Here is a 22,716-nt window from a genome sequence, read left to right on the forward strand (position 1 = left end):
TCCCGCCCCTACGCGATTTTTGTTCGCCGGACCGGCCACGGATGGCCTCGGTCCGGTACGCAGTTGTTAGCCCGCGATCGGCTTCCGCTGGACGCGCCTGCAGCGTCCGACAGTTCCTGCATGCCCGCGCTACGCGTGCATGCAGTCGAGCACCGGCCGCGCAGGCGCCTTATCGAACGGTTATGTCATTGAACACTGAAAACCTGGCCGCGGACGAGGGGCAGCTGCTCCACGCGGACAACAGCACCGAAGAGATCGCCGTCGAGGCGACGCTGGCTTCGGACGAACGGCCCCACGAACTGCCGCAGCAGACCTTCGCGGACTTCAATGTCCGTGCCGACATCGTCCGCTCCCTCTTCGACGCCGGAATCACCCACCCCTTCCCGATCCAGGCCATGACCCTGCCGGTCGCCCTGGGCGGCCACGACATCATCGGCCAGGCCAAGACCGGAACCGGCAAGACGCTGGGCTTCGGCATCCCCGCGCTCCAGCGGGTCATCGGCCGCGATGACGACGGCTACGACAAACTGCCGGTCCCGGGCGCACCGCAGGCACTCATCGTGGTGCCGACCCGCGAGCTTGCCGTCCAGGTGGCCCGCGACCTCGAAACCGCCTCCCGGCACCGCAACGCCCGCATTGCGGTCATCTACGGCGGCCGCGCCTACGAGCCGCAGATCGAGGCACTGAGCCAGGGCGTCGAGGTCGTCGTCGGCACCCCCGGCCGCCTGATCGACCTGCACCGGCAGCGCCACCTGAGCCTGAAGAACGTCCGGATCGTGGTCCTGGACGAGGCCGACGAAATGCTGGACCTCGGCTTCCTGCCCGACGTGGAGACCCTGCTCGGCGCTACCCCCGCCGTCCGCCAGACCATGCTGTTCTCTGCGACGATGCCCGGCCCCGTAGTGGCCATGGCCCGTCGCTACATGACACAGCCGACGCACATCCGCGCGGCGGACCCGGACGACGAAGGCATCACCAAGAAGGACATCCGCCAGGTCATCTACCGGGCCCACAGCTTGGACAAGACCGAGGTAGTGGCACGCATCCTGCAGTCCAACGGTCGCGGCCGCACGATCATCTTTACCAAGACCAAGCGCACCGCAGCCAAGGTGTCCGAGGAACTCGTCGACCGCGGCTTCGCCGCTGCGGCTATCCACGGCGACCTCGGCCAGGGGGCCCGCGAACAGGCGCTGCGGGCCTTCCGCAGCGACAAGGTGGACGTCCTGGTGGCCACCGACGTCGCCGCGCGCGGTATCGACGTCGACGACGTCACCCACGTCATCAACTACCAGTGCCCCGAAGACGAGAAGACCTACCTGCACCGCGTGGGCCGCACCGGCCGTGCCGGGAACAAGGGCACCGCCATCACGTTCGTCGACTGGGACGACGTTCCCCGCTGGGGCCTGATCAACAAGGCCCTCGGCCTGGACGTTCCGGAGCCGGTCGAGACCTATTCCTCCTCCCCGCACCTGTACACGGATCTGGACATTCCCGAGGGCACCAAGGGCCGCCTGCCGCGCAACCAGCGCAAGCTGGCCGGCATCAGCGCCGAGGCGCTCGAAGACCTCGGCGAGACCGGCAAGAAGCACACCCGCGGCGGCGACCACAAGCGCAGCGGCGACCGCCGGCGCGGGGGCGAACGCGGCGGTGAGCGAAGCGGAAGCCGGCGTGCCCAGGGCGGACGCGAAGAGACGCGCACGGAAGGTGCAGGCTCGGGCGCGGGCCGCAGCCGCCGTCGTCGTTCCTCCTCCGCTTCCGGCGAGCAGCCCGCCGCGGCAGCCACGCAGGCCGGCGGCTCGGAGGGCGGCAAGCCCGCGGGCGAGGACACCGCTCCCCGCCGCCGCCGGACCCGCACCCGCCGTCGCAACGGCGAAGTTGTGCAGTCCAGCAGCCAGCCCGCCGCCGAGTAGCGGATCGGGACAGGATACGCGCAGTGACAACGGCTTTTGCCGCGCCGGAGGACCCGGTGTGGACGTCGGACGGCGGGAATCTGGTGGTCCAGGCGGACAACGCCGAATTCCTGCCGTCCCTCCCGGATGCCTCCTTCACCATGATCTACGTGGACCCGCCCTTCAACACGGGGCGGGTCCAGCGGAGGCAGCAGACGTCGATGGTGCGCAGCGCCGACGGCGAGGGCGACCGGGTGGGCTTCAAGGGCCGCTCCTACCAGACCATCAAGGGCATGCTGACCAGCTATGACGACGCCTTCGAGGACTACTGGTCCTTCCTCGAGCCGCGGCTGGCCGAGGCATGGCGCCTGCTCGCCGAGGACGGCACGCTCTATCTCCACCTGGACTACCGGGAGGTCCACTACGCCAAGGTGCTCCTCGATGCCCTGTTCGGCCGGGAGTGCTTCCTGAACGAGATCATCTGGGCGTACGACTACGGCGGACGCGCCAAGAACCGCTGGCCGGCCAAGCACGACAACATCCTGGTCTACGTCAAGAATCCGAAGCGCTACTACTTCGACAGCGCCGAAGTCGACCGCGAACCGTACATGGCGCCGGGCCTGGTCACCGCGGAAAAGGCCGCCCGCGGCAAACTGCCGACCGACGTCTGGTGGCACACCATCGTGTCCCCCACCGGCAAGGAAAAGACCGGGTATCCGACGCAGAAGCCCGAGGGGCTGCTGCGCCGCATGGTTGCCGCGAGCAGCCGCCCCGGCGACTGGGTGCTGGACTTCTTCGCAGGTTCCGGGACCCTCGGGGCGGTGGCCGCCGCGGCCGGCAGGCACTTCGTCTGCGTCGACGAGAACCCGCAGGCCATCGACGTCATGGCCCGGCGGTTGGGGCAGGCGGGCCAGGCAGTGCAGGTGCTGCGCTATGGAGCAGGAGCCCAAGTCGCCGAGGCCGATGCGGCGTCCGGCTGCTGAGCCGGGCAAGCCCGCGACGAGCCAAAAGCAGGAGGGCCGGCAGGACGACACCACGGTGTGTCCTGCCGGCCCTCCTGGGTTTAAGCGCTGTTCAAGGCGCCCCTAGATCAGGGTGCGGCCCTCCTGGCGCGCCTCCCGCCAGTCCTTGAAGAAGCCCTTGCAGATGGCGAACAGGGTGGCCGCCACAATCAGCGGCCAGATCAGTACGTACAGGGTCAGGAAGAACGTAGCCATGTTTTCTCCTTACTTTCCGGCCTGGACCGTGGCGGCCTCGGCTGCCTCGGTCTCGGGCCGCTGGTCGAAGTCGCCGATGCGCTGCTTGATCAGGTCGAAGTCGAAGCTGGTGCCGCTGCGGAAGCACATGAAGTAGCAGACCAGGGTGCTCACCGCGTAGGCCACGAGCGAGCCGGACAGGACGGCATAGTCATGCAGGAAGCCGATGGCGAACGGCGCCGCGGCGAGTGCGCCCACCGCACCGATGATCTTGGCGGCCTTGAGTCCGAAGAAGCCGAAGCACATCAGGCCCAGCACGACGCCGATGCCGATCACGGCGACCACGTCGGTCACGATGCCGAGGGCGCCGTCCATGGGCAGCCATTCGAAGCGGACCGGGATGAACGCGGCCAGCGCGACCAGGACCGAGATGGTGAAGGCCTTGTTGGTGACCTTTTCCCAGTAGAAGCTGGCGATCACCGGGAAGACGAGGGCGCCCCAGAGCGCTCCGACGAAGACCAGCAGGTCGAGGATGTTCATCTGCCCGCTGGCGAAGTACAGGGCGGCGGCCGTTGCCACGATCATGGTGATGCGGCCGACCAGCAGCATCGTTTTCGGGTTCGCCTTCTTCTTGCCGGCGACGTTCTGCCCGTAGACGTCGGCCATCATGATGGAGGACAGCGCGGCCAGGTCCGAGTCAGCGGTGGAAGACAGCGCCCCGATGATCATGATCAGGAAAACGCCGATCAGGAGCGGATGCAGGTAGGTCGAGGCCATCTGCGGGATCAGGTTGTTCACGTCGCCGCCGGCGGGAGAAAGGCCCAGGTAGAGCGCCATCACGCCGAGCATGCCGACGCCGATGATGGTGGCACCGTAGCCCACCGTCGCCGTGACAAAGGTCCGCTTGATCAGGTCCTCGCGGACCGCGAACAGCCGCTGGGCGATGGTCTGGTTGCCGATCGCGTAGGCCAGGACGGCGGCGATGTAGGGAGCGCCCTGGTTCAGGAAGGCGTCGCTGGAGAAGAAGTTCGACTGCTGCGGGGTGAGGTTTTGGGCACCCTGCTCGAACATGTCGGGACCGCCCGCGGCGAAGAAGACCGCGGGGATGATGACGACGACGGCGCCGAGCATCGCGACAACCTGGGCGAAATCGGTGAGCACCGAGGCCCGGAATCCGGACCACAGCGTGTAGAGCAGCACGCCGGCGGCGATCACGATGATGCCCTGGCTGAAGCTGAACGGCGAGAGCAGCGCGATCAGTGCGCCGCCCGCGATGAAGTTGGAGGTGAGGCTGATCAGGCTGCCGACGATGTTGGAGCCGGCCAGCATCAGCTGGCTGGAGCGGCCGTGGCGCGCGTACATGACCTCGGCGAGGGTGTGCGCCTTGGGGGCGACCTTGCGGATGCGGCGGCCAAAGGGGTAGATGAACAGGATCATCAGGGCGCCCCAGAGGCCGTAGTGGATCGGCCCGGAGATCCCGTAGGTGTAACCGGCGGTGGCCGACGCGTACATGGACGAAGCCCAGATCCAGGTCGCCGTCATGCTGGCGGCGGAGACACCGAATCCGATCTTATTGCCGGCGGTCATGTAGCCGTCGGCGTTTTCCTTCTTCTTCCCGATGAGAGCGGACATCAGGAGCGTGCCGCCGTAAAACAGCACTAGCAGCAGGATCACAGTCCAACCGCTGAGTTGGTAGAAATCTTCACCAGGCGGTGTCATTCTCTTCCTCTCGGTCATGGACGGCTCGCCGGTCACCGCCCAAATTCAGTGCGCGCCGGCCAGAGGGGCCGATTTGCCATGCGTTGTCCCGGCGGCCCGTCGTCGGGCCGTGGACAGTGTTCAAGAATCCGGCGATGGATTCCAGGCGCGCGATCCCGCCCGGCGCTCAAAGCCAGGCCATGACAAGCCGCATTCAGCGGCATAAAAAAGGCGGCCGAAGATGTCTCCGGCCTGCGTGCAGGAAGCAGCTGGTCTTCAGCCTGCTTCAGGATCAGGATGCTTTCGGTGCCCGGAAACCCGCGGCGTAACGCCGTTCAGGTTGCCCGGGGCAAGCATCGGTCGGCACCCAGCATACCATCAGCCGCCGGCCAGGCCCGGGCTCAGGCCGCGCTGGGCAGGTACGCAGGGGCTCCGCTGCCGATTTCAAGGATGCGCTCCAGGACCGCCGCGGCCGTCACATTCTCGCCCAGCCGGTTCGGTTTTCCGGCCCCGTGGTAGTCGCTTGAGCCGGTCATCAGGAGCCCCTGTTCAGCCGCCAGCCTCCGCAGCCACGCCCTGCCCTCTTCCGGGTTGTCGCGGTGGTCCACTTCGACGCCGTCCAGCCCAGCGTCGATCATTTGGTGGAAGACATCCTCGCCGACGACCCGGCCCCGGTTGGATGCCACCGGATGCGCGAATACTGCCGCTCCCCCGGCCTCTTTGACGAGCTCGACGGCGTGCGCGGGATCCGGGGCGTAGTGCGTGACGTAGTAGCGCGAATGCGAGGTCAGGATGTTGCTGAAGGCCTCGCTGCGGTCCGAGACCACGCCCGCCGCCACCAGGGCATCGGCAATGTGCGGCCGGCCGACCGTCGCCTCGTGCGCCGTCTGGGCGGTGACGTCCGCCCAAGTGATCGGAAAGTCCTCGGCGAGCAGCTCGACCATCCGTTCGGCCCGGGTCAGCCGGGCCCTGCGGGCCTTGCCGATTTCCTCGAGCAGCCCTGCGTGGGTCGGATCGTGCAGGTAGGCCAGGACATGGACACTGATGCCTTCCCTGGTGCGGCAGGAGATCTCCATGCCCGGCACGAGCCCGACGCCCAGGTCCCGGGCCGCCGCCAGCGCCGGCGCCCAGCCGGCGGTGGTGTCATGGTCGGTCAGTGCCACGACGTCCAGGCCGGCGTCGAAGGCGGCGCGCACCAGGTCGGCCGGCGGTTCCGTGCCATCCGACGCCGTGGAGTGGGCATGCAGGTCGATCCTCATCTAACCAATCTACCTGCGGCACCGCCGCGCCCGCAGGCACGGCAGGCCCATCGAAGCTGTTTGGCAGGGCTTGGTGCCGGTGAGACTATGGGTTGGTGAGCACAGACGCCAACGACAGCACCGTACAGCCGGCCTCCGAGGGCCAGCCGCTCGAGGAACGCGGGAACAACCGCTCCCAGCGGCCGGAGTCCCAGGCCTTCAAGGATTTCATGGCAGGGCAGTGGGCCCCGGACACCTCCGCTCCCCCCGCAACGGCGGAAGTCGCGCCCTTTGCCGCGCGCCGCCGTCGCACTCTTTCCCTCAAGTTCACGGGCGAACGCCTGGTCATTCCGGCCGGCCCGCTTAAGGTCCGCTCCAATGACACGGACTACCGGTTCCGGCCGCACTCGGGGTTCGCGCACCTGACCGGGCTGGGCCTGGACCACGAACCGGATGCCGTCCTGGTGATGGAACCCGTCCCTGAAGGGCAGGGAGACGACGGCGGCAACCACCATGCCACCCTCTACTTCCGTCCGCTCGCAGGCCGGGATACGCCCGCTTTCTACGCCGACGCCCGCTATGGCGAGTTCTGGATCGGCCCGCGGCCCACACTGGACCAGCTGCAGAAGCAGCTCGGGATCGAGACGCGGGACCTCGGCGAGCTTGAGGTGGCGATCACCAAGGATGCCGGCGTGGTCAGCATCGGTGGCATGCGCATCCGGCTCCTGCGCGAGGTGGACTTCAACGTCGACGCCCTCGTCGACACGTCCCGGATCAACACCGGCGTGGACCTGGAGGAGTCCGACAACCTGGACGCCCTGCTGGCCGAGGCCCTGTCGGAGCTTCGCCTGGTCAAGGACGAATGGGAGGTCGGCGAGCTGAAAAAGTCCGTGGCCGCCACCGTCAACGGGTTCCACGAAGTCGTCAAGGTTCTGCCCCGGGCCATCACCCACGACCGCGGCGAACGCGTGGTCGAGGGCGCTTTCTTCGCCAGGGCGCGCGAAGAAGGCAACGACCTGGGCTACGACACCATCGCCGCCGCCGGCAACAACGCGACGATCCTGCACTGGATCCGCAACAACGGCCAGGTGAAGTCCGGCGACCTGCTGCTGCTGGATGCCGGGGTCGAGGCCGACTCGCTCTACACCGCCGACGTCACCCGCACCCTGCCGGTCAACGGCAAGTTCACCGAGGTGCAGCGCAGGATCTACCAGGCCGTGCTGGATGCCGCGGATGCCGGCTTCGCCGCGGCCCAGCCCGGCGCCAAGTTCCGCGATGTCCACAAGGCCGCCGTGACCGTACTGGCCGAGCGGCTGGATGAGTGGGGCCTGCTCCCGGTTCCTCTGGCCGAGGCACTCGCCGAAGGCGGCCAGCACCACCGGCGCTGGATGCCGCACGGCACGAGCCACCACCTCGGCCTCGACGTCCACGACTGTGCGCAGGCGAAGCGGGAGCTCTACCTCGACGGCATCCTGGCCGAGGGCATGGTCTTCACCATCGAACCGGGCCTCTACTTCAAGCAGGAGGACCTGGCCGTGCCGGAGGAATACCGCGGCATCGGCGTACGGATCGAGGACGACGTGCTCATGACCGCGGACGGACCCGTCAACCTCAGCGCGGCGCTGCCGCGGGAACCGGACGAGGTAGAGTCCTGGATGGCAGGCATCTACAGCCCCACGGGCGAGTAGCAGCCCCGCCGGCAAACAGGGAAGCCGGGGAACCGTCGGACGACGGTTCCCCGGCTTTTGCACTGGACGTGCCTGCCGACGTGCCGGCCGCCCGTTAGCGCCGTTCGTCGCCTTCGCGGTGGCCATGCTCCGGATCGGCCGCCGGCGTCCCCTGCTGCTCCTGCTCGGGCGGGAGCCGGACTCCGTACTGCGGCCGCCCGTCCGGCAGGTCGGGGAACCGGCCGCGGACCGGGGTCCCGGGTTCGTTCCCGGCGTCCGCCGGCGGCTGGGGCTGGCCCTGCTCTTCCGTGGCGCCGGACGCGTACGGATCATGGCCCCACTGGGCGGGCCGCTGCGGCTGCTGCTCCGGGCGCACGTAACGGCCCTGCTCCGCGCCGGGGTGCATGGCGTGGCCGGGCATCGGCAGCTGGCTGGCCACCCGGCGCGCCTCGAAGATCATGTCGCCGGCCACCACCACGTCGTAGCTGGTCGCGATGATCTGGTTGGTGGAGGTGAAGTCCCGCTTTCCCCGCTGGAAGGCATAGCTGATCACGCTGAACAGTATCCAGAACGCGGCGCCCATGGCCATCGAGGAGAGCACCAGCCCGAAGGTCTGGCCGCCGCCGAAGAGCATCAGCAGCAGGCCCACGAAAAGGCCGAACCAGGCGCCGGTCGCCGCGCCGGTCAGCGCCACGCGAGGGTAGCTCAGCCTGCCGGTCACCCGTTCGACGGACTTCAGGTCATTGCCGATGATGGAGACGTGCTGGACCGGGAACTCCTCATCCGCCAGGAAATCCACCACCTTCTGGGCATCCAGGTACGTGCGGTAGTTGCCTAGCAGCTCGCCCTGGGGCAATTGCTGGCTGGGGTCACGGGATTCGCTACGGCCAAGCATCGACATAAACCTATTCTCCCCTACCGGCGGGTACTGCGCCGGTGGTATCGCCCAAAGTGAACTTGACGGCTGCTCCTCCGGGCCCCGGCAGGCGCCGCCGGGCGCGAGCACGTAGCCTAAGGGAGTGAGCACAAATCCCACCAGAGTCTTCATCGCCAGATTGCTCGGCCTGGACGTCTTCGACCCGCTGGGCGACCGTTTGGGACGCCTGCGCGACGCCGTCGCGCTGGAACGCGGCGGCAAGGCGCCCCAGGTGGTCGGTATTGTCGTCGAGGTCCCCGGAAAGAAGCGTGTCTTCGTCCCGATGACCCGGATCACGTCGATCGATGCCGGACAGATCATCTGCACCGGGCTGGTCAACCTGCGCCGCTTCGAACAGCGCGGCGCCGAGATCCTCATGGTCGCCGAAATGTTCGACCGCCGCGTCACGCTCGCGGACGGCACGGGGGATGCCACCATCGAGGACATCGCGATGGAGAAATCGCGCAACGGCGACTGGTTCGTCTCCCAGCTGTTCGTCCGCCGCGGCTACTCGTCCTCGCCGCTGCGCAGCCTGCGCCGGAACGAAACGCTCATCGTGGATTGGAAGGACGCCCGCCCGGGAGCCAGGACCGAGCCGCAGGCGGCCACCGCCTTCGTCGCCAGCCACGAGGACATGAAACCCGCGGACTTCGCCGACGCGCTGCACGAGATGAGCGACAAGCGCCGCATCGAAATCGCCACCGAGCTGCAGGACAAGCGCCTGGCCGACGTCCTGCAGGAGCTCCCGGACGACGACCAGGTCCAGATCCTCTCCGCCCTGGAGATCGAACGGGCCGCCGACGTCCTGGAGGAGATGGACCCGGATGACGCGGCCGACCTGCTGGCGGAACTGCCGGAGGAGCAGAAGGAAGACCTGCTGCAGCGGATGGAACCGGAAGAAGCCGAGGACGTCCGCCGCCTGATGGAGTACGAGGAGGACACGGCCGGCTCGATGATGACGCCGGTTCCCGTCATCCTGCCGCCCGAAGCCACGGTCGCCGAAGCGCTGGCCCACGTGCGCCGGGAAGAACTCAGCCCTGCCCTGGCCTCGGCCATATTTGTCTGCCGCCCCCCGCTGGAGACGCCTACGGGACGCTATCTCGGCGTCGTACATATCCAGCAGCTGCTGCGTTTCCCGCCGCCGGAGGCCCTCGGCAATATCGTGGACACGGACCTGGAACCCGTCTCCGACCAGGCGGATATCAGCGAAGTGGCCCGCATGCTGGCCACCTACAACCTCAACGCGCTCGGCGTCGTGAATGAAGACGGCAGGCTGGTAGGCGCCGTCACTGTCGACGACGTCCTGGACCACCTGCTCCCGGACGACTGGCGGGCCCAGGATGACACGGACGAGCTGATGCGGAAGGCAGGACGCAATGGCTGAAAAGCAGAACACCACAAGTGGACTGGATGTACCCCGCGAGGCGCGGCAGCGGCTGCTGCCGCGGCTAAAGCCAAACCCCGACGCCTTCGGCCATGCCACGGAGAGCTTCGCCCGCTTCATGGGCACCCCGCAGTTCCTGATGTGGATGACCGTGTTCTGCCTGGTCTGGCTGATGTGGAACACCTTCGGGCCGGAGTCTCTGCGCTTCGACAGCGCCGCGCTCGGCTTCACCGCGCTGACCCTGATGCTCTCGCTGCAGGCGTCGTATGCCGCTCCCCTGCTGCTGCTGGCCCAGAACCGCCAGGACGACCGGGACAAGGTCACCCTGCAGCAGGACCGCCAGCGGGCCGAGCGCAACCTTTCCGACACCGAGTACCTCACCCGGGAGCTGGCCTCGCTGCGCATCACGCTGCGCGAAGTGGCCACCCGTGACTTTGTCCGCAGCGAACTGCGCACGGTGCTGGAGGAACTGCTCGAATCGGAAGAGAAGGACGACCGCCAGCGGAAGCGGAAGAAGAAGGTTTCCGACGCGACGTCCGCGCTGCCGCGGGTCTCGGCGGAGGCCGAAAGCGCATCGGAGAGCTAGGACATGACTGACCAGACCGCCAGCCTGGAGGCGGTGCGCCGTGCGCTGGACACCGTGATCGATCCTGAGCTGCGCCGCCCGATCACCGAACTCGGCATGCTCAAGGACGTGGCCATTGACGACGGCGGCAATGTCACCGTCGAGGTGCTGCTCACCATCGCGGGCTGCCCCCTGCGCGGCACCATCACCGAGGACGTCCGCCGCGTGCTGGAGCCGCTCGCCGGCGTCGCAGGAGTCACGGTGCTGATGGATGTCATGACGCCCGCCCAGCGCAACGAGCTCAAGGACCGGCTCAAGGCTGGCGGCCGGGGCAATCCGTTCGCGGATCCCGCCTCCCTCACCCGGATTTATGCCGTTGCCAGCGGCAAGGGCGGCGTCGGAAAGTCCAGCGTCACCGTAAACCTCGCTTGCGCCATGGCGGCGCAGGGGCTGCGCGTTGGGATCGTGGACGCCGACGTCTACGGCTTTTCGGTCCCCGGGCTGATGGGCATCAACCAGGCCCCCACGCAGGTGGACGAAATGATCCTGCCGCCGGTGGCCCACGGGGTGAAGGTCATCTCGATCGGCATGTTCGTTACGGGCAACCAGCCAGTCGCCTGGCGCGGGCCGATGCTGCACCGGGCGCTGGAGCAGTTCCTGACCGACGTGTACTTCGGCGACCTGGATGCGCTCTTCCTGGACCTGCCGCCGGGGACCGGGGACGTGGCCATCTCCGTCGCGCAACTGCTCCCGGCCTCGCGCCTGCTGGTCGTCACCACGCCGCAGAGCGCCGCGGCCGAGGTGGCCGAACGGGCGGGGTCCATGGCCGCGCAGACCGGCCAGCAGGTGGCGGGCGTGATCGAAAACATGTCCTGGCTGGAGCTGGCCGACGGAAGCCGGCTCGAGGTCTTCGGCTCGGGCGGAGGCCGGACGCTCGCCGACCGGCTGAGCGTTTCCCTCGGCACCGCGATTCCGCTGCTGGGGCAGATCCCGCTGGAGCAGCGGCTGCGCGAGGGCGGGGACAGCGGGCTGCCGATCGTGCTCGACGACGGCGCGGCCGGACGTTCGCCGGCGGCCGTGGCCCTGAGGTCCATCGCGGAGGGCCTTGCCGCCACCCCGCGGGGCCTCGCAGGGAGGTCGCTGGGGATCGCTCCGGCGTAGCGCCGGGGACTGCTCCGGACTACGTTGCCGGGGCAGCTCCGGCCTAGGTTGCCTCGATGTCGAACGGCGCGGGCTGGCCCTGCTCCAGCCGCTCCGCGGCGGCCGGGGTCGGGCGGGAAACGGCCTTGACGGCAGTACCGGCTGCCCCCGCGGCGCCTGCGGCCGTGGCTCCGGCGGACGGCGCCGGCAGGTCATCATCATCGAGCAGTGCTTCCTTGATGATGCGCCGCGGGTCGTACTGCCGCGGATCCAGCTTGCGCCAGTCCATGTCCACGATCTCATCGCCGACTTCTTCGCGCAGCTGCTCTTTCGCGCCGGCCGCCATCCGGCGGACCTGCTTGACGAGCCGGGCAAGCTGCGCCGCATACTCGGGCAGACGCTCGGGACCGAGCACTATAACGGCGATCACCGCAAGGATGATCAGTTCCGTTCCGTTAATTCCGAGCACGATTGAAGATTACCTGTTCGAGCCGCACGGCACCTACTTGGCTTCCTCTGACGGCGAATCCGCCGGCACGACCATCTTGCCCAGGCCGCGGATGATCCTGCTGACCGGATCGTCCAGCACGGTGGGCCGCGGAGTCATGAGGCGGGACTTCTCCGCGATGATGACCTGGCCGACCATGTCGGGCAGGTCGGCCAACGGGGCATCCGACCACATCGTGTAGGTCACGTCGGCCGAGTTCAGCACGACGGTCCAGTTGGGCCCGGCACGCAGCCACATGTCCCGGTCCATTCCGTTGACCGGCCGGAACCCGTCCGCCGCTACCGAGCGCCCCGTTACCGCGTTGACCGGAGCCACCGCACGGGCTGCTTCCGGCGCGGCGGGCCGCGGGCGTTCCACGCTTCGGCGTTGTTCGGTCACTACGACGCTGCCGTCCTCTCCTTCGAGCTCCACCCGGACGGCAGGCTCCCCGGCGATCGTCATGGCCCGGGCCGATTCCAGTTCGTAGCCCAGCCCGGACAGCTGGGGGCAGTTCCAGCCGCTGCGGCGCAGCTGGGCGAGCTCTTCCCTGCCCACTTTTTCTCCGGCAGCCAGGCCCCCAAGGTCCACGGTCGAAGTGCCGGAGACCTGGCCATCCGTCTGTCCGGCCGCCTGCAGGGCAGGCTCCTCGCCGCCGAGGATGTAGGCCGTGCCAAAGGTCAGCATGGCAAAACCCGCCGCGGCTCCACAGATCACCAGCAGGGTCTGCCGCCGGGAGGCACGCTTGGCCGGCGGTTCACCCGCTCCGGCTGCAGCCTTATCCGCCGTGGAAGGGTAATCACCGGGCTCCGCATCCGCCGCGGCGGGTGCATTGAGCAGCCGGCCCGTCAGGTCCGGACCGGGAGCGGGCACATCAAGGGAGCGCAGCCGCTCCTGCAGGGCACGGTGTTCAGCAATCCAGCTCCGGCAGCGTTCGCAGCCGGCCAAGTGGCGTTCGAAACCGGGTCGGCGGTCGTCGGCAAGCTCACCGTTCAGGTAGTCCGCCAAGTCACGTTCGGGATGACGCATGGTGGATTCAGAGCACTCCTGCTATTCGCGGCAGCTTCAGGCGGGAGGCCCGCTTGGCCGCCGGGTCCCGGTGCGCCAGCTTCTCGCGCAGCATGGTGCGCCCGCGGTGGATGCGGGACCGGACCGTGCCGAGCTTGACGCCAAGCGCCTCGGATACTTCGTCGTAGGAAAGTCCCTCGAGGTCGCAAAGGACCACGGCGGCACGGAAGTCCGGAGGCAGCTCCTCCAGGGCAGTCTGGACATCGATATCCAGGTTGTTGAACTCGAAGCTGCGCTCCGGGCCCGGGTCCTTTCCGGGGATCTTGGCCTCGGCGTCCTCGGACAAGCCGTCGAAGCGGATCCGGCTCTTCCGGCGCGCCTGGTCGAGGAAGAGGTTGGTGGTGATGCGGTGCAGCCAGCCGTCCAGCGTGCCGGGCTTGAAGTTCTCCAGGGAACGGAACACCCGGACGAACACTTCCTGGGTGAGGTCCTCGGCGTCGTGTTTGTTCCCGGTAAGGCGGTAGGCGAGCCGGTAGACCTTCGCCGAGTGGTTGACTACCACTTCTTCCCACGTCGGCGCCGTCCAGTCCGCCGCCGGGGCAGGCGCGTCCTGAGGGACGGGTCGGTGCTTGGTCATGGTGTCTCCCCTCGGCGGCTGCCCTGACTCCCCTGCAGGTTCATCCTTTGATCAGCCGGTATCTGCTGGTTTAAGGCGCATGTCCATCCTGCCTCGGAAAGCTGGGAGAATTCTGGTAGCAGGCTCCAAAAAGGACCGTCTGGACTCGGGCCGTATACAGCCCGGGGCGGCCGGACAGTAGGCTAGGCAGGGCCGCAGAAAAACGATCGAGGAAGCGAAGGTAGATGAGCGCAGACAAGCAGACCAGCTGGTCCTACACGGAGGGATTGCCCGCCGAGGATGAGGTGCTGCTCCGCGCCCGCGAACGCTCCCGCGAGCTTGGGGTGGCTTCGGTCAGCCCGGGCGTTGCTGCCGCCCTGACCGTCCTGGCCGCCGGTTCAAAGGCACACACCGTCGTCGAGGTGGGCTCGGGCGCCGGGGTTTCGGGCGTGTGCCTGCTGCGCGGCTTGCCCACCAACGCCGTCCTGACGACGATCGATTCGGACGTGGACCACCTGCGTGCGGCCCGGGAGGCGTACTTGGAGGCCGGCATCCCCAGCAACCGCACGCGCACCATATCGGGCCGCGCGGCAGACGTCCTCCCCCGGCTCACGGACGGCGCGTACGACCTGGTATTCATCGACGCGGACAAGCGCTCGTACCCGCTCTACCTGGACCAGGCCACCCGGCTGCTCAAGAGCGGCGGCATGCTCATCATCAACGACGCCTTGGACCGCGACCGGGTCTCCGACCCGGCCATCCGGGACGACACGACCAACATCCTGCGGCAGGTAGGCAAGGCCGTGCGGGAGAACGAGGCCTTGCTCTCGACCATCCTCCCCACGGGCGACGGGCTCCTGCTGGCCGTCAAGCGGTGAGGTAGGACAGCAGCAGCCGCGTGCCGAAGCCCGTGGCCCCCTTGGTCACCTCGGCATCGTCCGCCGTGGCACGGGCGGGACCGGCGATGTCCAGGTGGACCCAGGGAACGTCCCCGACGAACTCCCGCAGGAAAAGTGCCGCCGTGATGGACCCGGCAGAGACCTTCGAACCCGGCGAGGAAATGTGCGACAGGTCCGCGACGTCCGAATCCAGCGAGAACCGGTACTCCTCCGCCACCTCGGCCAGCGGCATGTGCCAGACCCGGTCGCCCGAGGCCTCGCCCGCTGCTTCGAAGGCTGCCACCAGGTGGGGCTCCGTGGCGTAGAGGGCGGCGTGCCGGCGTCCCAGCCCCATGGACGCGGCACCGGTCAGGGTCGCGATGTCGATCAGTTCGTCCGGAGCCAGTTCTCCGACGGCGTACGCCAGCGCGTCCGCGAGCACCATCCGGCCCTCCGCGTCCGTATTGCCGATCTCCACCGTCGTGCCGCCGTACACGGACACGACGTCCCCCGGCCGGTAGGACGCACCCCCGATGGCGTTTTCCGCCAGCGCCAGCAGCCCGGTAACGCGGTGCCTCACGCCCAGTTCCGCGGCGGCGTTGAGAACCGAAAGCACGACGCCGGCGCCCGCCATGTCCGTCTTCATCGGCACCATCGACTCGCGCGGCTTGAGCGAAATACCTCCGGTGTCGAAGGTGATGCCCTTCCCGACCAGCGCGACGTGCCGGGCGTCCGGGGCCGGGTCCTGCGGAGTGTAGGTCAGCTGGACCAGCCGCGAGCCGTACTGCGATGCGCTGCCGACGGCGAGCAGCCCGCCGAAGCCGGCGGCGGCCAGTTCCGCCTCGTCCCAGATCCGCACCTCCAAGCCGGCGGCATCGGCGAGCCGCACAGCCTGGCTGGCCATCCAGGCCGGGTTCTTCACGTTCGACGGCATGTTGGCGAGGTTCCGGCTCAGCCAGACGGCCCGCCCGGTCGCGGTCGCGGCCGAAACCGCCGCTGCCGACCCGCCGCTGAGTTCGAGTTCGGCGGCCGGCCCCTGGGGCGCCGGCGAGGTTCCGGCCCTCGGCGGCCGGTAGCCGCCCAGCAGGAAACCCTCGATGAACGCTTGCTGCGCCGCCTCAGGCAGTCCGTCCACCACGCTGGTGCGGACCGTACCCGCGCCCAAGGTCGCCTTGGCCAGGGCGGCACCGGCCTTGCGCAGGCTGGGCGGCGCTTCGTCCCCGACGCCCAGGAACACAAGCCGCCTCGGTAGCGTCTCCTCCTGCCGGGGCGCCGTAGCATTCAGGATTTCGCCCGGCTTGCCGGTCACCGAGTGCACCTCGGCCAGCAGGGTGACGTCCACGCCGTACCGCGCCGCCGCCTCCGCGGCACCGCGCCGCGGCTGCGGAGTGGCCCGCTCGCCGTCGCCGGCTGACGAGCCGCCCTGCGCTACCGGCACGACAAGGACGTCCGCCGCCGAGTCCAGGACGGGGGCATGGCTGTCCAGGGCGGGCCGCGGCACGATCCGCGGCATATTGGCCGAAAGCAGGGCCTCCTCCAGCGTGCGGGCGGTTTCTTCCTCCGGCGTCAGGGCTGGTTGCACCACGTTGGCTGCTTCCCTAGCTGGCGACGGCGTCGGTCACACCCAGCAGGCAGTCCCTCAGGTTGCTGGCCTCTTCGGCGTTCAGCTCAAGCACCAGCCGGCCGCCACCGTCGATCGGTACCCGCAGGATGAGGCTGCGCCCCTCCTTGGTGACCTCCATCGGTCCTTCTCCGGTACGCGGTTTCATCGCAGCCATCTGGATATCCCTTCCACCGAGGGGCATCGGTCTTTCGTCCGCGCCCGCCAACACAGCACGGCCGGACCTCGACGATCCGCCGTGCTACAACTAGACCCATTATCGCGTACATCACAAGCCGGCACGAAATCAATGCCGGCCGTGGCGTGCCGCAGTCGTCCCCGGTCAGGGCGGGTAATCACCGCCGCCGGGCAGTTCCGCCCACGACCAGAGCCACGTGACCCACACTATCTGCAAAGCCAGGAATGCCGCCGCGAGGCAGATCCGGTAGGCCCTGCTTCGCGAGGCCATCGACGCCACCAGAGCGAGCGGGAACAGCGGCAGCAGCAGCCGGAAGGTGCTGGTCTGCGGATGCAGGAACACAAACAGGTAGCCCAGGTAGGCCGCGCACCACAGCCGCAATTCGACGCCCATGCGCCGCGCGGTTGCGCTGGTCAGCACCAGCACCGCGGCGATGAGCAGCACGAGCGGCGCGAGGACGCCGCCGATCGGCCCGAAGAGGTCCGTGCCCATGTCGTACCAGGGCTTGAACGGGATGAGATCGGTGCCGCGCCAGGCCGTTTCGGTGTCGGTATAGGCGCGCAGCTCCCCGGTGGCCATCCACGCGACCACGGGCCAGGTGACGGCGCCTGCGCAACTGACCAGGCCCAGCGTCGCGATCCGTACGAATTCCCCAGGATCGAGAGGGTCCTCGGCCCGCAGGCGCAGCCGCCAGAGCAGGTAGAGGCCCAGCATCGCGGCAAACGGGACACCGGTGGGCCTGGACAAGCACATCATCAGGACGACCGGGATGGCCAGCAGGAACCGGCGCCTGATCACCAGGTACAGGCTGCCGGCCAGCAGGGCCAGGTTCAGCGACTCGGCATACGGGACCTGCAGGATCGCGGCGACGGGGAAGACCGCCACGAAGACGGTGCCCCAGAGCGCGGTGGCGTGCACGGCAAACAGCCGGAAGATCCGGTAAATCAGCAGAGCCGCGACGAACCCAGCCACCGTTGCCACTGCCGGGGCCAGGCCCTGCCAAGGCATGCCCGTCAGCGCATTCAGGCCGCGGATCAGCGCCGGGAACAGCGCATAGAACGCCCACTGGTTCTCCAGCGCCCTCCCGTCGAGGCCGCGCGGTATCTCCTCCGGGTACCCCCGCCGGTAGATCTGCTCGTACCACGCGCTGTCCCAGATTCCGATGAAGGACAGGTAGTCCGGGTGGGCGCCGCCCCAGGGGCTCGGGCCCTGCTGGCGCGCCACGGCCAGGAAGACGCAGAAGGAAAAGAGCCGGGCCAGCGCGTAAACGAGCACGACCTGGATCCACCAGGGCCATCCGGCCAGGCGCTTGCTCCAGTGCTGCAACTGGCCGCGCACGAGCGCACGCGGGCCCCGGCGCCCGTCTTCCACGCCGGTCACGATTGTGGTGCCGGCGGCGGGACGTCGTCGTTCTTCCAGTGTTCCTGCCTCCTGAGCTGGGCAATCGTCCTGTCCCGGTCCGCGAGCGCATCGCGAAGCGCATCGAGCACCTGGTCCACCTGGTCCATCCGGTAACCGCGCAGCCCCACCGAGAAGCGGAGCCGTTCGATGTCCTCGGGCACGGGCCGCTCGGGCAGCAGCACGGGAGGCAGCCGGGGATCGGACTCGCTCAGGCCCTCGAGCCTCGCGACCTTCCCGTGCTGCCAGCCTGCTTCCGCCGTCGGAGGCGTGCGGGGGCTGAAACGTCCTGAAACCGCCATGGCCACCGCCCCGGCGGCGGCAATGGCGAGAAAAACCAGGAACAGGCTCACAGCACCATCGTGCCAGATGCGGCCGGGCGCGACCGACTGCTACATCCCGCCGGCGGCAGCGGTTCCGCCACACCGGCGGCGGGGCCTCGCGGCGGGTGTGGCGGGACCGCCCGCGCGGGCTTCACCCTGCATCGGCTTCGCTACATCGACTCCGTCGGCGGCCGGCGGCGGCCATTGCGGTCGGACAGCCCCGCCATGATGTGGTCGACGGCCTCGGCGGCCGTATCCACCACGCTGACCAGGTCCAGGTCGGCCTCGGCGATCATGCCTTCTCCCAGCAGTGTGCTCTTGACCCAGTCGATCAGCGGACTCCAGAACGAGCTGCCGACCAGGACGATCGGGAACGACGTCACTTTCTGCGTCTGCACGAGCACCATGGCCTCGAACAGTTCGTCCATGGTTCCGAGGCCGCCGGGCAGCACGATGAAGCCTTGGGCGTATTTCACGAACATCGTCTTCCGGGCGAAGAAATACCGGAAGTTGATGCCTAGGTCCACCCAGTCGTTCAGGCCCTGTTCGAACGGCAGCTCGATGCCCAGCCCGACGGAGAGTCCGCCGGCTTCGCTGGCCCCCTTGTTAGCGGCCTCCATCGATCCGGGGCCGCCGCCGGTGATGACGGCGAAGTTCTGTTCCACCAGCAGGCGCCCGATCTGCTCGGCAATGTCGTAGTGCACCGTCCCGGGCCGCGTGCGCGCCGAACCGAACACGCTGATGGCCGGACCGAGTTCCGCCAGGGTCCCGAATCCCTCGACGAACTCGCTTTGGATGCGCAGGACGCGCCATGGGTCCGTGTGGGTGAAGTCCTCGCGGTCCCGGGTGTCGAGGAGATACTGGTCCGCCTGCGGGATATCGGCCTGCGAGCGACGCAGCTCCACCGAACCTTTGTGCCGGGCGGGCAGGCGTGCCGCCAGATCCGACGGCAGCGGAAAATCTTGCTGGTTACTCATTACCCAAGGCTACAGATCCGCGCGGCCCAGGCACCTCCTTTCACGATATTTCCCCTGCTCGGCGCGGGCCGGCGGCAGGTTTCTCTTGAATTACGATTCAAGCAGGAAAGGCGAAATGCGTGGCTTGCGCGGAAACGTTCGCTAGATTCAAGTCATGACCAGTGACACCCCCCACAGCCAACCCGTGCCGGCGGCCTCCGGTGCGCCTGCCCCGGCAGCCCGTGAAGGCGCCGGACAGCCGCTGGTGCAGCTCAAAGATGTCAACAAGCACTTCGGCGACCTGCATGTCCTGCGCAACATCAACCTGGAGGTCAGGAAGGGCGAGGTGGTCGTCGTCATCGGCCCCTCGGGCTCGGGCAAGTCCACCCTGTGCCGGGCGATCAACCGGCTGGAAACCATCGACGACGGCGAAATCCTGATCGACGGCACCAGGCTCCCCTCCGAAGGCAAGCAGCTCGCCCGGCTTCGCGCCGACGTCGGCATGGTGTTCCAGTCCTTCAACCTCTTCGCGCACAAGTCCATCCTGGAGAACGTCACACTCGGCCCCGTCAAGGTCAAGGGCACGAAGCCGGCCGCTGCCAAGGAACTGGCCATGAGCCTGCTGAAGCGGGTCGGCGTCGACAACCAGGCGGGCAAACTGCCGGCGCAGCTCTCCGGCGGCCAGCAGCAGCGCGTCGCGATTGCGCGGGCACTGGCCATGAAGCCCAAGGTCATGCTCTTCGACGAGCCTACGTCCGCGCTGGACCCGGAAATGATCAACGAGGTCCTGGACACCATGGTCGGCCTCGCCAAGGAAGGCATGACCATGATCGTGGTGACCCACGAGATGGGATTCGCCCGCAAGGCGGCCGACCGCGTGATCTTCATGGCGGACGGCCAGATCGTCGAACAGGCCACCCCCGAAGAGTTCTTCACCAACCCGAAGAGCGAACGAGCCAGGGACTTCCTCGGCAAGATCCTCAACCACTAAGTCAGCAACTGCGGTCCCTTTCCGGCGCGGAAGGACCATGACGCAAGGAGAAAACATGCGCAAGATGCGTATAGCAATGGCCGCCATGGGCGCTGTTGCCGCTCTCACCCTGTCGGCCTGCGGCGGCGACGGGGGCAGCAGCGGCGGGGAAACGCAGGGCGGCTCGGCCGGCGGCGACAAGATCCGCATCGGCATCAAGTACGACCAGCCGGGCCTGGGATACAAGTCGGGCAACGACTTCACCGGGTTCGACGTCGACGTGGCCAAGTACGTAGCGAACGAACTGGGGTACTCCACGGACCAGATCGAATTCGTCGAGTCTCCGTCCGCCAACCGCGAGAATATGCTCTCCAACGGCCAGGTGGACATGATCTTCGCGACCTATTCGATCACGGATGAGCGCAAGAAGACCGTGGACTTCGCCGGGCCGTACTTCGTGGCAGGCCAGGACCTGCTGGTCAGTGCCGAGAACACGGACATTAAGGGTCCGGACGACCTCAACGGCAAGAACCTCTGCTCGGTCACCGGCTCGACCTCGGCGCAGCGCATCAAGGATGAGCACGCCGAGAACGTCAACCTGCTGGAGCGCCCCGGCTACGCCGAGTGCGTCACCGCCATGCAGAGCGGCCAGATCGACGCCGTGACCACGGACGACATCATCCTGGCCGGCCTCGCCGCCCAGCCGAACTTCAAGGGCAAGTTCAAGGTCGTCGGCAACCCCTTCTCCGAGGAGCGCTACGGCGTCGGCCTGCCCAAGGGCACCGACCAGTGCGCCGACATCAACGCCGCCATCAACAAGATGGTCGAGTCGGGAGCCTGGGAAGAGGCACTGACCGCCAACACCGAGGGCGTGGACTACAAGTTCAACGAGGAACTGAACCCGCCGAAGCCGGGCGACGCCTGCGCCTAAGCCGCTGACGCCGCGGGGCAGGCCAAGCTGCCTGCCCCGCGGCGTGCGCGTCTCTTCCCGATGAAAGGGGATGGACCTCTTGTCCGAATACTTCCAGAGCTACCTGACGGCGCTGGAGACCTATGATGTGGTGGCTGCCCTCTGGGTCAACATCCAGTTGACGTTCTGGGCCTTCCTCTGCGCGCTGGCGCTGGGTACCGTGCTGGCGCTGATGCGGATCTCGCCCGTGCCCAGCTTCCAGTGGGCGGGTGCCGCCTACGTGAACATCTTCCGGAACACGCCGCTGACCATCATCATGACGTTCTGCATCCTGGTGCTCGTCTTCCAGCTGCAGCTGAATCTGTCCGACGATTTCGACTTCAATTTCTTCCTCTGGGCGATCGTCGGCCTGTCGGTGTACCACGCGGCCTTCTTCTGCGAAGCCATCCGCAGCGGGGTGAACACGGTTCCCCTGGGGCAGGCCGAAGCGGCCCGCGCCATCGGGCTGAGCTTCCTGCCGGCGGCCCGCTACGTAGTCCTTCCGCAGGCTTTCCGCGGAGCCATCGCGCCTATGGGCAACACCCTTATCGCCCTGGCCAAGAACACCACGGTCGCCACTGTCGCCTCGGTCCCCGAGGCCGCGGGCCTGATGAAGACCATGATCGAGTTCCGCCCGGATGTCATCATGGCGATCTTCGCGACGTTCGCCCTCGGGTTCGTGGTCATCGTCATCCCGATCGGCCTGCTGACGACCTGGCTCTCGAAGAAACTGGCGGTGGCACGATGACAACCCGGCAGAGCGTACTTTTCGACGCGCCCGGACCTAGGGCCCGGCGGCGCATCATTATCACGAACATCGTGGGCATTCTAGTGTTCCTTGGCGCAGCGCTGTTCGTCCTCAAGGGCCTGTACGACCAGGGGCAGCTGGCCCCGGAGCTCTGGACTCCCTTCCTGACCCAGGAGGTCTGGGAATTCACCATCATTCCCGGCCTGGTCAACACCTTCCGGGCCGCTGCCGCCGCGATCGTGACCTCGGTGGTCTTCGGCTTGCTGTTCGGCGTCGGCAGGCTCTCGCACAACAAGTCCATCGCCTGGCTCAGCGGCATCATCGTGGAGTTCTTCCGGGCCGTCCCGGTGCTGCTGATGATGATCTTCTTCTGGCTCCTGCTGGGCCAGCTGAAGGTCCTGGAGCCGGCGGACATACCGTTCGTCGCGGTGGTTCTTGCGCTGACTTTCTACAACGGGTCGGTCATTGCCGAGCTGGTGCGCTCCGGCGTCCACGGGCTGCCCAAGGGCCAGCGGGAAGCCGCGATGGCCATCGGCATGACCCGCGGCCAGTCCATGCGCAGCATCGAACTGCCGCAGGCACTCGTCGCCATGCTGCCCTCGCTGGTCAGCCAGTTCGTCGTCATCCTCAAGGACTCCGCGCTCGGCTCGATCATCACCTACTCCGAGCTGCTGCGGTCGATGCAGATCTACGGATCATCCGGTCCGATCCTGCAGGCACTCGCCGTGGCCGCCGTCCTGTTCATCATCATCAATTTCACGCTGTCCGGTGTGGCCAACTGGCTCGCCCGGTTCCTGGGCAGCCGCACTGCCGGCAGGACGCGTCCCGTCAGCGCTCCCCCGGTGGCGGCCAAGGCAGGCTGACCGGGAGCATCGATTCGGTCGGCCGGGTGCG

General features: G+C 67.8%; 23 protein-coding genes. 11 read left to right on the top strand and 12 right to left on the bottom strand.

Going from position 1 to position 22,716, the window contains the following annotated elements; all coding sequences use genetic code 11:
- The first annotated feature begins 182 nt into the window (after positions 1-182).
- Both AHIS1636_RS07120 and AHIS1636_RS07125 read left to right on the top strand, forming a co-directional pair.
- The gene (locus AHIS1636_RS07120; RefSeq protein ID WP_264795116.1) at positions 183-1,910 is read left to right on the top strand and encodes a DEAD/DEAH box helicase; all 1,728 of its coding nucleotides are present in this window, start codon (positions 183-185) and stop codon (positions 1,908-1,910) included.
- Between the two features lie 23 nt (positions 1,911-1,933).
- A complete protein-coding gene (locus AHIS1636_RS07125) occupies positions 1,934-2,872 on the top strand; it encodes a DNA-methyltransferase (RefSeq protein WP_264795117.1) in 939 nt (312 codons plus the stop codon).
- A gap of 102 nt (positions 2,873-2,974) precedes the next feature.
- On the opposite strand, the gene AHIS1636_RS07130 is transcribed toward AHIS1636_RS07125, so the two are convergent.
- The 3 genes from AHIS1636_RS07130 to AHIS1636_RS07140 form a co-directional block, all read right to left on the bottom strand.
- Positions 2,975-3,106, bottom strand: coding sequence for a putative transporter small subunit (locus tag AHIS1636_RS07130; RefSeq protein WP_264795118.1), 132 nt, complete (start codon positions 3,104-3,106; stop codon positions 2,975-2,977).
- A 9-nt stretch (positions 3,107-3,115) separates the two neighbouring features.
- Complete coding sequence (locus AHIS1636_RS07135; RefSeq protein WP_264795119.1) at positions 3,116-4,804, bottom strand: sodium:solute symporter family protein; 1,689 nt, start codon at positions 4,802-4,804, stop codon at positions 3,116-3,118.
- A 380-nt stretch (positions 4,805-5,184) separates the two neighbouring features.
- Complete coding sequence (locus AHIS1636_RS07140; protein WP_264795120.1) at positions 5,185-6,042, bottom strand: PHP domain-containing protein; 858 nt, start codon at positions 6,040-6,042, stop codon at positions 5,185-5,187.
- 95 nt (positions 6,043-6,137) lie between these two features.
- Between AHIS1636_RS07140 and AHIS1636_RS07145 the strand changes: the two genes are divergently transcribed.
- Complete coding sequence (locus AHIS1636_RS07145; protein ID WP_264795121.1) at positions 6,138-7,709, top strand: aminopeptidase P family protein; 1,572 nt, start codon at positions 6,138-6,140, stop codon at positions 7,707-7,709.
- Between the two features lie 94 nt (positions 7,710-7,803).
- Here AHIS1636_RS07145 and AHIS1636_RS07150 read toward each other — a convergent pair whose 3' ends face one another.
- Entirely contained in the window at positions 7,804-8,589 is a 786-nt protein-coding gene (locus AHIS1636_RS07150) for a YflT domain-containing protein (protein WP_264795122.1), read from the bottom strand.
- A 118-nt stretch (positions 8,590-8,707) separates the two neighbouring features.
- Between AHIS1636_RS07150 and AHIS1636_RS07155 the strand changes: the two genes are divergently transcribed.
- The 3 genes from AHIS1636_RS07155 to AHIS1636_RS07165 are packed head-to-tail and all read left to right on the top strand — an operon-like array spanning position 8,708 to position 11,714.
- The gene (locus AHIS1636_RS07155) at positions 8,708-9,988 is read left to right on the top strand and encodes a magnesium transporter MgtE N-terminal domain-containing protein (protein ID WP_264795123.1); all 1,281 of its coding nucleotides are present in this window, start codon (positions 8,708-8,710) and stop codon (positions 9,986-9,988) included.
- On the top strand, positions 9,981-10,574 hold the full coding sequence (locus tag AHIS1636_RS07160) for a DUF1003 domain-containing protein (RefSeq protein ID WP_264795124.1): 594 nt from the start codon (positions 9,981-9,983) through the stop codon (positions 10,572-10,574). The genes AHIS1636_RS07155 and AHIS1636_RS07160 overlap by 8 nt, the downstream gene beginning before the upstream one ends.
- Before the next feature lie 3 nt (positions 10,575-10,577).
- Complete coding sequence (locus AHIS1636_RS07165; protein ID WP_264795125.1) at positions 10,578-11,714, top strand: Mrp/NBP35 family ATP-binding protein; 1,137 nt, start codon at positions 10,578-10,580, stop codon at positions 11,712-11,714.
- Positions 11,715-11,757: 43 nt separating this feature from the next.
- On the opposite strand, the gene AHIS1636_RS07170 is transcribed toward AHIS1636_RS07165, so the two are convergent.
- Genes AHIS1636_RS07170 through sigE form a run of 3 tightly spaced genes read right to left on the bottom strand, consistent with a single transcriptional unit; the run spans position 11,758 to position 13,822 of the window.
- Positions 11,758-12,162 carry a sec-independent translocase gene (locus AHIS1636_RS07170; RefSeq protein WP_264795126.1) on the bottom strand — a complete coding sequence of 135 codons (405 nt, stop codon included), beginning with the start codon at positions 12,160-12,162 and terminating at the stop codon, positions 11,758-11,760.
- A 33-nt stretch (positions 12,163-12,195) separates the two neighbouring features.
- Positions 12,196-13,206 carry an anti-sigma factor family protein gene (locus AHIS1636_RS07175; protein ID WP_264795127.1) on the bottom strand — a complete coding sequence of 337 codons (1,011 nt, stop codon included), beginning with the start codon at positions 13,204-13,206 and terminating at the stop codon, positions 12,196-12,198.
- 7 nt (positions 13,207-13,213) lie between these two features.
- Positions 13,214-13,822, bottom strand: a complete 609-nt coding sequence (gene sigE, locus AHIS1636_RS07180; RefSeq protein WP_264795129.1) for an RNA polymerase sigma factor SigE — start codon at positions 13,820-13,822, stop codon at positions 13,214-13,216.
- Between the two features lie 224 nt (positions 13,823-14,046).
- Here sigE and AHIS1636_RS07185 point away from each other — a divergent pair, with 224 nt between their 5' ends.
- A complete protein-coding gene (locus AHIS1636_RS07185; RefSeq protein ID WP_264795130.1) occupies positions 14,047-14,679 on the top strand; it encodes an O-methyltransferase in 633 nt (210 codons plus the stop codon).
- Here the strand turns inward: AHIS1636_RS07185 and AHIS1636_RS07190 are convergent.
- From AHIS1636_RS07190 to AHIS1636_RS07210, 5 genes are all read right to left on the bottom strand, one after another.
- Complete coding sequence (locus tag AHIS1636_RS07190) at positions 14,669-16,264, bottom strand: leucyl aminopeptidase family protein (RefSeq protein ID WP_264795131.1); 1,596 nt, start codon at positions 16,262-16,264, stop codon at positions 14,669-14,671. The genes AHIS1636_RS07185 and AHIS1636_RS07190 overlap by 11 nt on opposite strands.
- A 13-nt stretch (positions 16,265-16,277) precedes the next feature.
- Complete coding sequence (locus AHIS1636_RS07195; protein ID WP_262105635.1) at positions 16,278-16,457, bottom strand: DUF3117 domain-containing protein; 180 nt, start codon at positions 16,455-16,457, stop codon at positions 16,278-16,280.
- A 165-nt stretch (positions 16,458-16,622) separates the two neighbouring features.
- Positions 16,623-17,849, bottom strand: a complete 1,227-nt coding sequence (locus AHIS1636_RS07200) for a putative hexosyltransferase (protein WP_264795132.1) — start codon at positions 17,847-17,849, stop codon at positions 16,623-16,625.
- Positions 17,850-17,854: 5 nt separating this feature from the next.
- Positions 17,855-18,229, bottom strand: coding sequence for a DivIVA domain-containing protein (locus AHIS1636_RS07205; protein WP_264795133.1), 375 nt, complete (start codon positions 18,227-18,229; stop codon positions 17,855-17,857).
- Between the two features lie 140 nt (positions 18,230-18,369).
- Entirely contained in the window at positions 18,370-19,176 is an 807-nt protein-coding gene (locus tag AHIS1636_RS07210) for an LOG family protein (protein WP_264795134.1), read from the bottom strand.
- Positions 19,177-19,330: 154 nt separating this feature from the next.
- Between AHIS1636_RS07210 and AHIS1636_RS07215 the strand changes: the two genes are divergently transcribed.
- The 4 genes from AHIS1636_RS07215 (at position 19,331) to AHIS1636_RS07230 (ending at position 22,685) form a co-directional block, all read left to right on the top strand.
- Positions 19,331-20,146, top strand: coding sequence for an amino acid ABC transporter ATP-binding protein (locus tag AHIS1636_RS07215; RefSeq protein WP_373875797.1), 816 nt, complete (start codon positions 19,331-19,333; stop codon positions 20,144-20,146).
- Between the two features lie 55 nt (positions 20,147-20,201).
- Positions 20,202-21,056 (top strand): glutamate ABC transporter substrate-binding protein, encoded by an 855-nt coding sequence (locus tag AHIS1636_RS07220; protein ID WP_264795135.1) that lies wholly within the window; start codon positions 20,202-20,204, stop codon positions 21,054-21,056.
- Between the two features lie 70 nt (positions 21,057-21,126).
- On the top strand, positions 21,127-21,822 hold the full coding sequence (locus AHIS1636_RS07225; protein ID WP_264795136.1) for an amino acid ABC transporter permease: 696 nt from the start codon (positions 21,127-21,129) through the stop codon (positions 21,820-21,822).
- A complete protein-coding gene (locus AHIS1636_RS07230) occupies positions 21,819-22,685 on the top strand; it encodes an amino acid ABC transporter permease (RefSeq protein ID WP_264795137.1) in 867 nt (288 codons plus the stop codon). The genes AHIS1636_RS07225 and AHIS1636_RS07230 overlap by 4 nt, the downstream gene beginning before the upstream one ends.
- The last annotated feature ends 31 nt before the right edge of the window (positions 22,686-22,716 follow it).

The organism is Arthrobacter mangrovi, assembly GCF_026011795.1.
In the GTDB taxonomy this organism is placed as follows: Bacteria; Actinomycetota; Actinomycetes; order Actinomycetales; family Micrococcaceae; genus Crystallibacter; species Crystallibacter mangrovi.